13 protein-coding genes and 1 pseudogene are annotated in these 13,754 nt (G+C 71.3%); all 14 read left to right on the forward strand.

Annotated features, from left to right (window positions below):
- Positions 1-334 precede the first annotated feature (334 nt).
- The 14 genes and pseudogenes from ET471_RS00765 to ET471_RS00830 all read left to right on the forward strand — a co-directional run bounded on the left by ET471_RS00765 (position 335) and on the right by ET471_RS00830 (position 13,178).
- On the forward strand, positions 335-709 hold the full coding sequence (locus ET471_RS00765) for a hypothetical protein (RefSeq protein WP_129186159.1): 375 nt from the start codon (positions 335-337) through the stop codon (positions 707-709).
- A 306-nt stretch (positions 710-1,015) separates the two neighbouring features.
- Positions 1,016-1,660, forward strand: coding sequence for a hypothetical protein (locus tag ET471_RS00770; protein ID WP_129186160.1), 645 nt, complete (start codon positions 1,016-1,018; stop codon positions 1,658-1,660).
- A 162-nt stretch (positions 1,661-1,822) separates the two neighbouring features.
- Positions 1,823-2,362 carry an SAF domain-containing protein gene (locus ET471_RS00775; protein WP_165350346.1) on the forward strand — a complete coding sequence of 180 codons (540 nt, stop codon included), beginning with the start codon at positions 1,823-1,825 and terminating at the stop codon, positions 2,360-2,362.
- Positions 2,363-2,369: 7 nt separating this feature from the next.
- On the forward strand, positions 2,370-3,137 hold the full coding sequence (locus tag ET471_RS00780; protein ID WP_129186162.1) for a CpaE/TadZ family protein: 768 nt from the start codon (positions 2,370-2,372) through the stop codon (positions 3,135-3,137).
- Complete coding sequence (locus tag ET471_RS00785; protein ID WP_129186163.1) at positions 3,134-4,720, forward strand: TadA family conjugal transfer-associated ATPase; 1,587 nt, start codon at positions 3,134-3,136, stop codon at positions 4,718-4,720. Before ET471_RS00780 ends, ET471_RS00785 begins: the two co-directional genes overlap by 4 nt.
- Position 4,721: 1 nt before the next feature.
- Positions 4,722-5,597, forward strand: a complete 876-nt coding sequence (locus tag ET471_RS00790; protein ID WP_129186164.1) for a type II secretion system F family protein — start codon at positions 4,722-4,724, stop codon at positions 5,595-5,597.
- The gene (locus tag ET471_RS00795) at positions 5,594-6,502 is read left to right on the forward strand and encodes a type II secretion system F family protein (protein WP_129186165.1); all 909 of its coding nucleotides are present in this window, start codon (positions 5,594-5,596) and stop codon (positions 6,500-6,502) included. The genes ET471_RS00790 and ET471_RS00795 overlap by 4 nt, the downstream gene beginning before the upstream one ends.
- 28 nt (positions 6,503-6,530) lie before the next feature.
- Complete coding sequence (locus ET471_RS00800) at positions 6,531-6,725, forward strand: hypothetical protein (protein ID WP_129186166.1); 195 nt, start codon at positions 6,531-6,533, stop codon at positions 6,723-6,725.
- Complete coding sequence (locus ET471_RS00805) at positions 6,700-7,146, forward strand: TadE family protein (protein WP_129186167.1); 447 nt, start codon at positions 6,700-6,702, stop codon at positions 7,144-7,146. The genes ET471_RS00800 and ET471_RS00805 overlap by 26 nt, the downstream gene beginning before the upstream one ends.
- Positions 7,147-7,148: 2 nt before the next feature.
- Positions 7,149-7,610, forward strand: coding sequence for a TadE/TadG family type IV pilus assembly protein (locus ET471_RS00810; protein ID WP_129186168.1), 462 nt, complete (start codon positions 7,149-7,151; stop codon positions 7,608-7,610).
- Complete coding sequence (locus tag ET471_RS00815) at positions 7,607-8,050, forward strand: pilus assembly protein TadG-related protein (protein ID WP_129186169.1); 444 nt, start codon at positions 7,607-7,609, stop codon at positions 8,048-8,050. Before ET471_RS00810 ends, ET471_RS00815 begins: the two co-directional genes overlap by 4 nt.
- Complete coding sequence (locus ET471_RS00820) at positions 8,047-11,247, forward strand: LysM peptidoglycan-binding domain-containing protein (protein ID WP_129186170.1); 3,201 nt, start codon at positions 8,047-8,049, stop codon at positions 11,245-11,247. The genes ET471_RS00815 and ET471_RS00820 overlap by 4 nt, the downstream gene beginning before the upstream one ends.
- A gap of 314 nt (positions 11,248-11,561) precedes the next feature.
- Positions 11,562-11,728: pseudogene (locus tag ET471_RS19060) on the forward strand (IS5/IS1182 family transposase); the annotation flags it as partial.
- Between the two features lie 916 nt (positions 11,729-12,644).
- Positions 12,645-13,178: a hypothetical protein gene (locus ET471_RS00830; protein ID WP_129186171.1), complete on the forward strand. Its 534-nt coding sequence runs from the start codon at positions 12,645-12,647 to the stop codon at positions 13,176-13,178.
- Positions 13,179-13,754 lie beyond the last annotated feature (576 nt).

Genomic DNA, 13,754 nt, shown 5'->3' on the forward strand with positions numbered 1-13,754 from the left:
ATCACACGGTTGCCTCGTTGTCCCGAGGGGCCGTCAGCGGTTCTCAGAGGAGGGCGTGCGGGGGATGCGTGGCACAGGTCGAGCAGGTCTTCTGACGACGGCGGCGCTGGCACTGGCCGTCCTCTCGTCGTGCTCCAGCACGCCTGACGACTCCCCCACCCCCGACCCGACGCCGACAGTCACCGCGTCACCGCTGCCAACCACCGCGAGCCCGTCACCGACACCGTCGTCATCCCCGACGTCGGATGCTGATCTCGCGGCAGCTCGCGCGGAAGCGCTTGTCCACGAGTACTACCGCGTGAGTGACCTGGTCGGATCGGACCCTGCACGGCCCTTGACGGACCTCGAGTCGGTTGCGACGAGCATCGTGCTCGACGCCGACAAGCGAGAGTTCGAGCGCTGGCGTCGCGACGGGTGGACTCAGCAAGGTTCGACGCGCCTTGTCGAGGTCGATCTCGTTGACGTCTCGCTCGACAACTCCGATCCTTCGACCGGCAGAGTTCCTGTGGTCCAGTTCGACGTCTGCTACGACATCAGCAGCGGCGACGTCGTTGACGCCAGCGGCAACTCCGTTGCGCCCCCCGATCAACCGGTGCGGGGCTGGGAACGGCTTCGGGTCGCCAACTACAACTGGGACATGGACCCCGCTGGTGCGTGGCGTGTGTCATCGGCCGAGACCCTCGAGCAGGCACCATGCGATGCCGACTGACCTTCGGGTCCTCACGATCGCCACGTTGGCGAGCCTGCTCACGCTCCAAGCCGGAGCGGCATCGGCAGAACCCGAGTGTCGACGCGAAAGCCGCTGGACTGGGGTCTGCAAGGTCGAGGTTGCCTCCCCGCATCTCCAGCGGTCACGGAGCCCGCCTCCGACGACGGCCCTGCGGACGCGGGGGCAGGTTCACCGTGCTACTTCGATCCGTCGCGGCAGGGTGTGACGACGGTCCCAGCGGGACCGGTGCCGTGCACGAGCGAGCTCGGCTACTGGTCGTCGTCGCTCCAGTGCTACGTGAGGGTCTTGGACCCTCAGCCGGCTGCGGACGACCCGTTGTGGGCGCGCCATTCCCCTGATGACGGCGGCGCCGTGTACGGGTGCTATCAGCCACTGCCTGTCGACGTCGACGTCTATCTGTGGTTGCTGAACCCGCCGCCGGCGGCGGCTGCCGGCCCGTCGCCACGGCAGGTTGCCGAGATGGCGATCGACGAGATGCAGCTGCAGGCGATTGAGATCGGGATCGTTCCCGAGCCGCGTCCGGGGTACATCGGCATCGTGGGTCAGCCGGTGTGGATGTGGGCTGTCAGTCCTGGGCCGAGCACGGTGGGCCCGGTCACCGCGTCGGCGTCGGCCGGGGGTATCACCATCACTGCGACGGCGACGATCCACCGCATCACCTGGACCATGGGCGACGGCGGGACAGTCGTGTGCACCGGTCCGGGAACGCCGTTTACCGACGCGCTCGCTGGTCACGCTTCGCCGGATTGCGGGTACGTCTACACCACGTCCAGCGCTGGTCTGCCGGGTGACATGTTCACCGTGACTGCCACGTCGGACTGGGTCATCGACTGGGCAGGCGCAGGCCAGACCGGGACGATCCGCATGGACGAGCTGCAGCGCTCGGTGCGGATCGCGGTCGGAGAGGCTCAGGTGCTCGTGACCTCGTAGGCCCCTGCACCTGGGCGGGAAGGGGAGGACGTGATGTCCGAGACCACCACCCGCACACCGAAGCCGGGCGCGAGCCCGACTTCGTCAATGCAGCTCAGCGCGGCTCCGCCGGGGGTTCGACGGCGTCCGGCGATCACGGTTGTCGCCGTCACGTTGCTGGCGTTGGGTGCCGTCGCCGGCTGGATGGTGTGGAGCTCCGAGGACTCGACGATCGAGGTGCTCGCGGCCAGGGCGCCGATCGCGCGGGGCGAGGTGATCGACAAGGCGGACCTGGCGATCCAGCGGATCCCCGACGACCTGGGCTGGTCTGTGCTTCCGGCCTCGCGTCTGGACGATGTGGTGGGGCAGCGTGCCGCGCTCGACGTCGCGGCGGGTACCGCGATCTCCGCCGCTGCGGTCGCGGAGGCCTCCGTGCCGGGGGACGGGTTCGCCGTCGTCGGCGTGACCCTCGAGACCAAGCAGGCGCCGGGCATGGAGCTGCTCGTCGGGGACAAGGTCACGGTCGTGGTCACCCCGGCCTCGCCGACCGACAGCGGAAAGGTGCCGGACACGACCGACGCCGACATCGCGGGTGTTCGCACCGACCCCGAGACGGGCAACACGGTGCTGGACCTCGTGGTCCCGGACGCGCAGGCGCCGGTGCTCGCCGCCCGGGTGGCGTCGGGCAACTTCGCCGTCGTTCTCCGGTCCAGGGACCGGTGAGCGTGCGATGGCGGTGATCACGTTGTGCTCGGCGGCGGGCTCGCCGGGGGTGACGACGACGGCGGTGGCCCTGGCGTGGAACTGGCAGCGGCCCGTGATGCTCGTGGAAGCCGACCCGGTGGGCGGCTCCGCGATCCTGGCCGGGACGTTCGCCGGGATGCGCGAGTACCGGGCGGGGCTGGTCGAGCTGGCCACGACGAACCTGGACCTGCGGGACGCGTTGACCGACGTCGCCGACCAGGTCGAGGGCACGCGGATCTCCTTGGTCGCGGGTCCGCGCTCGCACGTGCAGGTCCCCGGGCTCGAGCCGCTGTGGCCGCGGCTGGTCGACGCGCTGGACGACCTGGACGGGTCGGGGCAGGACGTCATCGTCGATGCCGGCCGCCTGGGGATGCGCGGGTCGCCGGAGCCGCTGCTCGCACTGGCGGACCTGACCTTGATCGTGGCCCGCACCGACCTGGTGGCCGTGTCGGCGGTGCGGACCTGGGCGGCCGCGCTGCGCGACGGCTCACCGGCCTGGCGTGACGCCGGGCTACTGCTGGTCGGTGCCGGGCAGCCGTACTCGGCCAAGGAGGTCGGCAAGCACCTGGACCTTCCCGTGGTCGCCACCGTGAAGGACGACGCCGCGGGCGCGGCCGTGTACCGCGACGGCGCCCCAGCTGGGCGCAGGTGGGCCAATGGGCCATACGTGCGCAGCGTGCAGGCCGCCCGGGAGGCCATCACCACACGCATCGCCCGCGGGCGAGCCGAGCTGCTCACGGAGGTCACGCCATGACGAACGACACCCAGACCCCGCCGACGCCTGCGACCGGACCCGACGAGCCGGGCAAGCGACCCCGCCGCCTGTCGTCAGTCCCGCTGTTCACCCAGCCACCCCACCCCTCGCCTCCCGCCCGCGCCCGCGCCACGCGCGGCGCGCTGCCGCCGCGGCCGGGTGAGCCGCTGCCCGAGCCGCCGCTGCCGCCGCTGCCGGCGCATCTGGTCGAGGCCGTCGAGGCCGTCGAGGTCGACTGGTCGCTCGTGGCCCGGTTGCGCCAGCGGGCCTCGGAGCAGATCGCGCGCGCCGAGCACGCCGACGGCACCCCGTCGGACAGGGCGGACCAGAAGCAGCGCGGCCTGGCGATCGTCATCGACCTGGTCACCTCCGCGAACACCGAGCGCGTCGACGCCGGGTCACCGGCCTGGGAACCGGCCCATCTGCACGCCCTGACCAAGGCGGTGCGGGACTCGCTGTTCGGGCTGGGCCGGCTGCAGCCGCTGGTGGACCGGCCCGACGTGGAGAACATCGAGATCGCCGGGCACGACCACGTGCGCCTGCAGCTGCTCGACGGCTCCTACGAGGCTGGCCCACCGGTGGCCGACTCGGACGAGGAACTCGTCGACTTCCTGGTGTTCCTCGCCTCACGCTCGGAGACCAGCGCCCGCTCCTTCTCCCCCGCCCAGCCGAACCTCGACCTACGGCTCGACGGCGGCGCCCGCCTGGCCGCAACGGCATGGGTGTCCACCCGCCCGCAGGTCACCATCCGGCTGCACCGCCTCGTCGACGTCACCCTGGACGACCTGGCCGCGAACGGCACCCTCACGGATGTGCAGGCGTCGTTCCTGCGCGCGGCAGTGCGGGCACGCAAGTCGATCGTGGTCTCCGGGGCGCAGGGCGCGGGCAAGACGACGCTGATGCGGGCGCTGTGCGGCGAGATCCCGTACGAGGAGTCGATCGGCACGTTCGAGACCGAGTACGAGCTGTTCTTGCACGAGATGCCCGACCGGCACGCGATGGTCCGCCACTTCGAGGCCCGTCCCGGCGCTGGGGAGGTCGGCCCGGACGGACGCCCGGCCGGCGAGTACTCGATCGACCAGCTGCTGCGCAACTCCTACCGGCAGAACCTGTCACGGCAGATCGTCGGGGAGGTCCGCGGCGCCGAGGTGTGGGCGATGCTCGAGGCGATGGAGTCCGGGTCCGGTTCGCTGTCCACGACACACGCCACCGACGCCGAGAACGCGATCCACAAGCTCGTCACGTGCGCGATGAAGGCCGGCCCGGGCATCACCCCCGACCTCGCCACCCGCAAGCTCGCGCAGGCGATCGACCTGATCGTGCACGTCGACCTCGACCTCACAGTTGGCACCGGTGCCGGTGCCGGTGCCGCTGGGCAAGCTCGCCCGCGGCGCACCGTCTCGGAGATCATCGCCGTCAACCGTGGTGAGCAGGCCCCGGGGTACGCGGTCACGCACGTGTTCAGGTCCGACGGCGCGGGCCCCGGCCTCCCGCACGTGCTGCCGCAGGAGTACCGCGCCCTGGCCCGGTACGGGTTCGACCTGGACGCCTTCCTGCGCGCCGGCCGCGGCGAGGTGGCCTGAGATGCCCGGGCACCTCGCCGGATACGTCGCCGCCGGGCTGCTGGTCGCGGGCGGGCTGACGCTCGGTGTCTTGGCCCTGACCGGGCAGCTCGACCAGGCCGCCGCACCGCGCCCGCCGAGCCGACGCTCACCGCTGGGACGCCTGCGACGGGTCGCACGGCGCACGTGGGGTCTGCTCGGGGTATCGGTGGTCGCCGGGATCGCCGCGTGGCAGGTCACCGGGTGGGTCATCGCCGTCGTCGCGGTGCCGCTGGCCGCCCTAGGCCTGCCGTGGCTGCTGTCGTCCCAGGGGGCGCAGGCGACGATCGCCCGGCTGGAGGCGCTGGAGGACTGGACCCGCTCGCTGGCTGGGGTGCTGCACGTCGGGATCGGCCTGGAGGAGGCTCTCGCCGCCTCGGCGCGCTCGGCACCGGCCACGATCGCGCCCGAGGTGCACCGGCTCGTCGCGCGGCTGCGCGCCCGGTGGAACACCGAGGAGGCGATCCGGGCGTTCGCCGACGACCTGGACGACGCGACCGGCGACCTCGTCGCCGCGAACCTCATCCTCGCCGTCCGGCGTCGCGGCCACGGCCTGTCGACGGTGCTCGAAGCGCTGGCCGCGTCGGTCGCCGACGACGTGCGCAACCGCCGTCAGATCGAGGCCGACCGGGCCAAGCCGCGGACCACCGCCCGCTGGGTCACGATCATCAGCGCCGCCATGATCGCGTTCCTCGCGATCTCCGGAGACTACGTGCGCCCGTACGCCACGCCGCTGGGTCAGGTCGTCCTGGTCGCCCTGCTGTCGGCGTACGTGGGCTGCCTCGTGTGGCTCAAGAAGACGGCCGCCGGGCGTCCCGCACCACGCATCCTGGGCCGGCAAGCCGGGAGCCGGTCATGAGTACCGGGCTGGTCATGTCGATCATCGCCGGCGCCAGCGTCGGCCTGGGGGTCGCGCTGCTGCTCACCCAGATCCTGCCCGCCAAGGCCGACCTGCCCGGCGCGCTGGAACGCCTCTCCCCCACTCGCCACACCGCGACCATGGCGCGAGCCGACGCCCGCGCGGCGACCCGCACCGACCGGGTGGGGCGGTGGGCCATGGCGAACCTGCCCACCGGCCTGTGGGTCCGCACCCCGCATCGCGAGCTCGCGCTGCTGGACCGGCCGCTGTCGCAGTTCTACGGCGAGAAGCTCGCCCTCGCGGCGGTCGGCCTCGTGCTGCCCGTCGCGCTCGCGACGTTCTACACGACCCTGGGCCTGCACCCGCCCGTCGCGCTGCCCGCCGTGGTGTCACTCGGGCTGGCGGCGGTGCTGTTCTTCGCCCCGAACCGCACCGCCGTACAGGACGCGAAGAAGGCGCGCACCGAGTTTCGCCGCGCCCTGGGCGCCTACATCGAGCTCGTCGCCCTGGAACGGACCAACGGTGCCGGGGTGCGTCAGGCGATGGAAGCCGCCGCCGGCGTCGGCGACACCTGGGTGTTCACCCGGCTGGACGAAGAGCTGTCCCGCTCCCGCCTGTCCGGGGTGGCGCCCTGGACCGCGCTACGGACCCTGGGCGACGACCTCGCCCTGCCCGAGCTGCACGACTTCGCCGACATCATGCGGCTGTCCGGCGAACAGGGCGCCGCGGTCTACACGAACCTGCGCGCACGAGCCGACTCGATGCGCACAGCACTGCTCGGTGAGGAGCTCACCGAAGCCAACGCCACCGGCGAACGCATGTCGATCCCCGGCGCCGTCCTCGGCGTCGTCTTCATGGCGCTGCTCATCGCACCCGCGCTCCTGCGGATGTTCACGCACACCTGACAGTCACCAGCCCTAGGAAGGAACCACCATGTACCGGCTCATCGCGACCCTGACGACCCTCAAAGCGTACGTTTTCACAAAGCTCGAGGACCCCGAGCCCGAGCGTGGCTCAGGCAGCACCCTGGAGATCGTGTTCTGGGCGGCGGCGGTTCTCGTCCTGGCAGGCGTCGTCTACGCGGCCATCAACAGCTACGTCAATGCCACCGCGGCACGGATCCAGTAGCCGCCGACGCCCCCGGCGGCGCGCGGCGGCGCGGGTCCGGCGACCGGAATGGGGTTCGGATCGCGGTTCGGCCACGATCGAACTCGCCATCGTGCTGCCCGCGTTCATGGTGCTGATGCTCCTCGGCGTGCAGGCCGCGCTGTACTTCCACGCCCGCACCGTCGCGATCACCGCCGCGACCGAGGGCGCCAAGGCGGCAGCCGTCCTCGACGGGCGCACCGCCGACGGCGAGGCCGCCGCCCTCGCGTTCGTCGCCGAGGCCGGTGGCGACGACGTCCTGCCCGACGTCGCCACCACCGCCGAGATGACGACAGACGCGGTCACCCTCGTGGTCACCGGCAGGTCCCTGTCGCTCGTACCCGGCTGGGACCCCGAGGTCCGCCAGCACGCGACCACGCCACGAGAACGGCCCACACCATGACCATGACCAGGCAGCCCCACCTGTCGGTGCTCCGCCGGGCGGAGCGTGAGTCCGAGCGCGGCTCGGCCACGATCGAGGCGGCGATCCTCGTGCCCGCCTTCGGGCTGCTCGTCCTGCTGGTCGTGCTCGGTGGCCGCATCGCCCTCGCGCACCAGGTCGTGCAGTCCGCCGCGGCCGACGCCGCCCGCGCGGCGTCCCTGGAACGCACCACCACGACCGCACACAACGCGGCCACCGACGCCGCCACGCTCACCCTGGCCGGACAGCAGCTCGACTGCGCCCACGTCGATGTCACCGTCGAGGCGACCGGGTTCGACGCACCGCCGGGCGCCGCCTCCACCGTGACGGTCACCGTGAGCTGTGCCGTCGACCTCGCCGACCTGACCGCCATCCCCGGGTTGCCCGGCACAAGGACCGTCGAGGCCACCATGACCAGCCCCATCGACAGGTGGCGATCCCAGTGACACGAGACCAGCACAAGCGACGTCCCCGCGACCCGGAGCGGGGCTCGGTCTCGGCGTGGGCCGCGATCTGCACCCTTGGGCTCATCCTGTGCGCCGGCCTGGCCGTCGACCTCGGCGGCCAGGTGCACACCCTCCAACGCACCCACGACCTGGCACAGCAGGCCGCCCGCGCCGGCGGGCAAGCACTCGCCGCAGCGCACGCGATGCGCGGCGACGTCCTGACCGTCGACACCACCGCGGCCAAGGCTGAAGCCACCCGCTACCTCGAAGCCGCCGGAGCCACCGGCACCGTCACCGTCTCGGACGGCACCCGGGTCACCGTCACCGTGACCGGCACCTACGACACCGTCATCCTCGGTGTCATCGGCATCAACGCCCTGGACGTCACGGCCACCGCCACGTCCCGCACCGTGCGGACCCTGGGAGGCATCGAACAATGAGGCTCGCTCACCGGCTCCAGGGCGTGGCCGGGCTTGCCGCGATCGTCGCGTTCGTCGTCGGCGTCCCCGCGATCCTGCTCGCCGCTCGGATCGCGCCGTGGGCCACCAACTGGGCCATGGTCTCCCAGCGGCTGACCATCGCCGACAACGGCACCCTCCTGGTCCTGTTCCTCGGGCTGCTCGCGTGGCTCGGCTGGGCCTACTTCACCGTCTCCTTTGTCGCCGAAGCCGCCGCCCGCATCCGCGACACCCGCCCGCCCCACGTGCACGGCTTCGGGCTGTCCCAGGCCGTGGCCCGCCGCATGTTCGACGTCGCAGCCCTCGCGTTCGTCGCGATGCCCTCGCTCGCCACCGCGGCCACCCCCGCCGCCGCGTCCCCTGCCGTCACAGTCACCCAGCCGCTGAGCCCCGCAGCGCAGGCTCCCCCACCGTCGGACGCCCCCACGGCGACGGCGAGCACGCCCTCGACGGCAGCACCCGACCCCGGAGCCGGCACCGCCCCGTACACGGTGCGGCGCGGGGACAGCCTGTGGCGCATCGCCGAGCAGCAGCTCGGCGACGGGCACCGGTGGACCGAGATCCACGCCCTGAACCGGGCCACGCTCGGCGCCGACCCCGACCTCATCACCCCCGGCACGCTCCTGCTCCTGCCCGAGCCGCCCATCACCACGACCCTGGACAACGGCACGTACGTCGTGCAGCCGGGAAACACACTCTCCCAGATCGCCCGGGACGAGCTCGGGGACGCCGCCCGCTACCCCGAGATCGTCGAGTCGTCCGAGGACATTCCTCAGCCCGGCGGCGAGCACCTGACCGACCCCGACCTCATCAAGCCCGGCTGGACCGTCGACATCACCCCCGACGCGGACCCGACCACCGCAACGGCTGCTCCCTCGACCACGGCCACCCCGGAGGCCGAGGCAAAGCCACCCATCACCGCCGGACCGCAGCACGAACCCGGGCCCGCGTCGCCGCCCGCCCTCGAACCGCACACGTCGGCCACCGCGCCCACACCCGCCGCTGCAGGCACGCCACCGACACCTGCCACGCCACGCAGCGCCGCACCCGCCGACCAGCCATCCCGTGAGACCACCACGCCCGCAGACACGTCCGACCACGGCAGATCGTTGCCCGCCTGGTTCGTCCCCGGCCTGAGCGGGGCCGGATCCCTTCTCGGCGCGGGAGTCTTCCTCACGGTGCGCGCCCACCGCCGCACCCAGCTGCGCTCCCGCATCCCCGCCCACGTCATCGCACCGATCCCCGCCGCCCTGGTCCCCGCCGACGAAACCGCCCGCGCCGCCGGAACACGGATGGCCGACGCCGTCCAAGCACTCGATCGCGCGCTCCAGACCCTTGCGGCCGCGTTCCTCGAACCTTCCTGCTACCCGCCCGTCGTCGCCGTCGAACTGACCCAGGCTCGGGTCCGTGTGCACCTTGCCGAGGACACCACGCTCCCCCAACCCTGGACCGGAGAGGGCTCCACCTGGTCGGCGCCCCTGGACGCCAGGCTGCCCGGCGTCGAGATGATCCCGCCCTACCCGATGCTCGTCTCGGTCGGGCAAGCCGCCGACGGCACCCTGTGGATGGTCAACCTCGAACGACTCGGCACCCTGACCGTCACCGGGACGCCCGCCGACGTCGCAGCCTTCGCCCGCCACGTCGCAGCCGAGCTCGCCGTCAGCCCCTGGTCCTTCCTGGTCGACGTGCACGTCGTCGGCCTGACCGGCGAACTGGACGCGTTCAACGCTGGCCGGGTGCGCCACTCACCCGCCGGGGACCTCACCCCGCTCGACGACCTCGCCGCCGACATCGAGGCCTCCCGCGACACCGGCGACTGGGACCCCGAGGACCTCACCACACTCGTGCTCGGCCCCGCGAGCGCCGACGCCGCGAGCGTGCAGCGCCTGGCCACCGCGATCATCGAACACACCGCGCGCCCCGGCGTGAGCCTCATCGCTCTCAACCCCGACGAACCCATCACCGGCGCCGTCACCGCCGAGATCACCACCGACCGGCGCCTGCACATCCGGTCCCTCGGGATCGACGTCGAGGCCGCGCTGCTGACCGCCGCAGAGGCCGCCACGACCGCCGACCTCCTCAGCGTCACCGACACCCACGAGAACATCCCCATGCCCGTGGACCCCACGGCGACCGACGGGCTCGCCGCCCTGATCGATGCCGGTGGGGCGATCCGCGCCGAGCACGTCGAGCCGCGACCCGCCGACGACGAACCGGCCGGTGGTACCTCGCTGCTGCCCGACCCCGCCGACCAGTACGCCGCCGACGCCGCCCTGACCGTCGAGGACGTGGGCGCCCTCGCACCCGCCGTCCCCGACGCGACCACGTCCAAGGTCCTGGCCGCCGACCCACACCTGGACCGCGACCACGAATGGTGGACCCGCGGATCCGGCTGCCCCGTCCCGCGCCTCATACTCCTCGGCCCGGTAGACATCCACGGCCTGCACGCAGCACCCGCCGTCTCCGACCGCAAGAGACACCACGCCGAGCTCGCCGCCTACCTGTGGCTGCACCCCGGCGGTGTGCGCTCCTCCCAGATCGGCGAAGCCTTCAACTGCACGGACGGACGCGCCCGCGCCGACGTCGGAAACCTTCGCACCAGCTTCGGCGAACGCCACGTCCCCCGAGCACCACGCGGCGGACAAGCCGGCACCGAGAAGTGGCCCGGAGCCCACCTGCGCGACGTGCTCGTCGACCTCGACCTCTTCCGCCGCCTCCGCGCCCGCGGCCTGGCCCTCGGCGCGAGAGACGGCAAGCCTGACGGGATCGACTACCTCGTCAAGGCACTCGGGCTCGTGCAGGGCGAACCGTTCTCGGACGACCGCGAAGGCGCATGGGTGTGGATGCACGAAGGTGAACGCATCGACCACGAGATCGCCGCCGCCATCGTCGACACCGCCCTGCTCGTCCACGCCGCCACCCTGCACGCCGATCCGCCAGACCTCGGCACCGCCCACCACGCTGCCACTGCAGCGCTGCTCGCCTCCCCCTACGACGAGCCCGCACGGCTGGCGCTGGCCAAGGTAGAGGACGCCGCCGGCAACCACACCGAAGCGCAACGGCTACGCCGGGCCGAGGTCTTCGGCCGCACCGACGACGATCGCCCACCGATCGACCCGACACCACGCTCCGCGACGGTCATTCGCACGCATGCGCGCCAGCGCCCGGAATCGAACTGACAGGCGCCCCGGCGTTCGCGGGGCCGGGACAAGGAGGGCCGCGAACGACGCGTCTGCAGGGGTGGTCGGCTGGTAGGGCAGCCGGTGGTCGGTGGCGTTGGAACGGGCCAGGCGCAGCTGGGTGTGCGCGACCAGCACGAGCCATGGTCCACCGGTCCGCGGCAGCGGGACCAGTGGCCCTACTCGGCCGCGGCGATGCCGGAGCGGGACTCGTCGGGGAGGGCGGCGCGTCGGATGGGGATGCTGGCGACGGCGACTAGAGTGTGTCCCCCAACGCTGACTTGAGGCGGGCTGAGGTCACGGCATCGGCCGGGTCCCGTGGTGGGCTGACGAGCAAGATCCACCACGTCGACGGGCGGGGACGCCCACTCGCGGTGGTGGTCACTCCTGGGCAGTCACACGCGTCGGGCAGGCGCCCGAGCTCGTGCTGACGGACATCTGGGTGCGGCGCCTGGGCGCGGGTCGCCCGCGCCCAGGCGCTCACGAGCCGGCGGCCACAGATTGGAGACACGGCCAAGACGCAAGCAGGATGTCCTCTGAGAGCCTGCTACGGGTTGTTTACTCGTCGGCTTCGTGCCATTGTCCAGTTACCCGGGGCAATCGATGGAGACGGCCCCACCGGAACCCATCAAGGAGGAAGGGTTGCGCAAACATCTCATCTGGTCAGGCGTGGCGTTAGCGACAGTAGGCGGCCTCATCGGTCTCGCACCGGGCGCCAGCGCGGCGATCAGTGACTCGCCGTCGAGCACGCCAGAGAGTACGACGACAGTTGACCTCTCTATCGGACATCCTTCGCCCGCGCCCATAGATGGCGCATCGGCCATCTTCGTGAACCAAGACGGGGTCGTCCTCGACAACCCCGCCTCGCCAGCAGGGATCGCCAGTCAGAGTCCGACGGGTCTTTCGCCTGCCGCCGCCGCACTCGGATGCACCCCGATCACTGCGGTTGACTACCCGCACCGCTCGTCGACCTCGACGGTCCCGAGGGTCCAGTCGCATGGAACGTGGGACCTCGGAACCTGCACGTCCGCAACGACGGCACACGTTCAGGTCTGCCTCTATGAGTACTACACGACGAGCGCAGGTGACTATTGGGTGCTGGAGGGTTGCGCTACATCGCAACTTAAGCCGAGTCGAACCAATGGCAATCGTACGACTGCGGGCGTGGACTGCGCAGACGATAATGTCACTGGTTGGCTCTCAGTCGGTGACACTGATGTCGACGGCATGGTCGACACAAGCGAGACCGCACAGTCCACGTCAAACATCAACTGCCGGGTGTACAAGTAGAACAGCCCGGACCCTCGATCGTTCGTGGGGCGGGCAGAGACCGGTGTCGATCTCTGCCCGCCCGGCGGTTCGCGGGTGTCACTAGAGTCGGAGAGTGACTGGCTACCGTGGATTTTGAGACGTTGCCTTGCCCATCTGCGGCCGACTGGATCACAACAGACCAGCAGCCGTGGGAACGACTCGTCACCTACGGCCCCGCAGGCTTCGATGCCTACGCGCAACTCGATCTTGCGGACGGCGACGTATCGCACAACACTCGGATCGTTAGCACCGCCGTTAGCCTTCTGACCAACTTCACCCGGTCGTCAAGCAGAGGCCACCTGCTTATCTGGGAGGGGTGGGGAGAGCGCGCATTTCCTCCGCTGATCTGGCGCACAGCACGAGTGTCGGTCCCGAATCGGGCGTATGTCCTCCTTCAGATTGACCTTGCAATGTTTGTTGCGGGTGGCGTCGCTGAGCAATGGGAGGCCATGCTGGGGAAGCGCATGCCCGAACCAGCCTTCATCTGGCCGGACGACCGACTCTGGTGTCTGGCACACGACGTCGATCCGAACTGGGCGGGTATTGGCTCAACGAAAGCAGCAATTGCCGCTCTCGCCTCCCACTCTCGCCTCGATGTGACGACTATCTCAAACGCCTAAGAGATGCGGATAGCGTTCTGGCCGGAACTCTGCGCCCCTCTGGTATCCGGTGAGCCCGACGACATCGAGCTCACCGCGGCGGAGGCTAAGTTGGTGCTCACCGTCGACGCGCTACGCGAGTCCGCCTAGTCGCGGCGCCAGCTTCAGCAGCGTTGAGCTCGTGCCAGAGCCGGGCGGCTGCGGCCCGCCCGGCGTCGTCGGGGTCGACCGCTTCGACGAGATCTGCGCACGCGTCGGATCGGATCGCGCGCAGCGCGTTCAGGCGTGCGGCCGTGGTCGCGGTTCCGCATGCGGCGAGAGGGACGCGGGTGGCCCCGCCCGCTTGATTGCTTCGACGTCGAGTGCGTCCAACGGCGTGTGCGAGCTCGTGCCCGGGCCGCGCGAACGGATCGTGAGCTGGCTGCGGCACGTGAAGTACGGGCAGGGTGCGAGCGACTTGTGGGTCCAGTCGTCCATCCGGTGTTCGCCAACGAGTCGCGCAGCGGGGGGACTCGTGGCGTGCCCAGGATGGGCGAGGGGCAGCTCGAGGTGACCGGTGGCCCGACCGCGCCGCGCCGGGGTGGGTGGCCGGGCGGG

The organism is Xylanimonas protaetiae, assembly GCF_004135385.1.
Taxonomy (GTDB): Bacteria; Actinomycetota; Actinomycetes; order Actinomycetales; family Cellulomonadaceae; genus Xylanimonas; species Xylanimonas protaetiae.

Bases quoted from the DNA above. Each gene is read 5' to 3' on its own strand.
- ET471_RS00795 (WP_129186165.1), top strand. From the start codon at position 5,594: ATGAGTACCGGGCTGGTCATGTCGATCATCGCCGGCGCCAGCGTCGGC.
- ET471_RS00785 (WP_129186163.1), top strand. From the start codon at position 3,134: ATGACGAACGACACCCAGACCCCGCCGACGCCTGCGACCGGACCCGAC.
- ET471_RS00780 (WP_129186162.1), top strand. From the start codon at position 2,370: ATGGCGGTGATCACGTTGTGCTCGGCGGCGGGCTCGCCGGGGGTGACG.
- ET471_RS00810 (WP_129186168.1), top strand. From the start codon at position 7,149: ATGACCAGGCAGCCCCACCTGTCGGTGCTCCGCCGGGCGGAGCGTGAG.
- ET471_RS00820 (WP_129186170.1), top strand. From the start codon at position 8,047: ATGAGGCTCGCTCACCGGCTCCAGGGCGTGGCCGGGCTTGCCGCGATC.
- ET471_RS00800 (WP_129186166.1), top strand. From the start codon at position 6,531: ATGTACCGGCTCATCGCGACCCTGACGACCCTCAAAGCGTACGTTTTC.
- ET471_RS00805 (WP_129186167.1), top strand. From the start codon at position 6,700: ATGCCACCGCGGCACGGATCCAGTAGCCGCCGACGCCCCCGGCGGCGC.
- ET471_RS00790 (WP_129186164.1), top strand. From the start codon at position 4,722: ATGCCCGGGCACCTCGCCGGATACGTCGCCGCCGGGCTGCTGGTCGCG.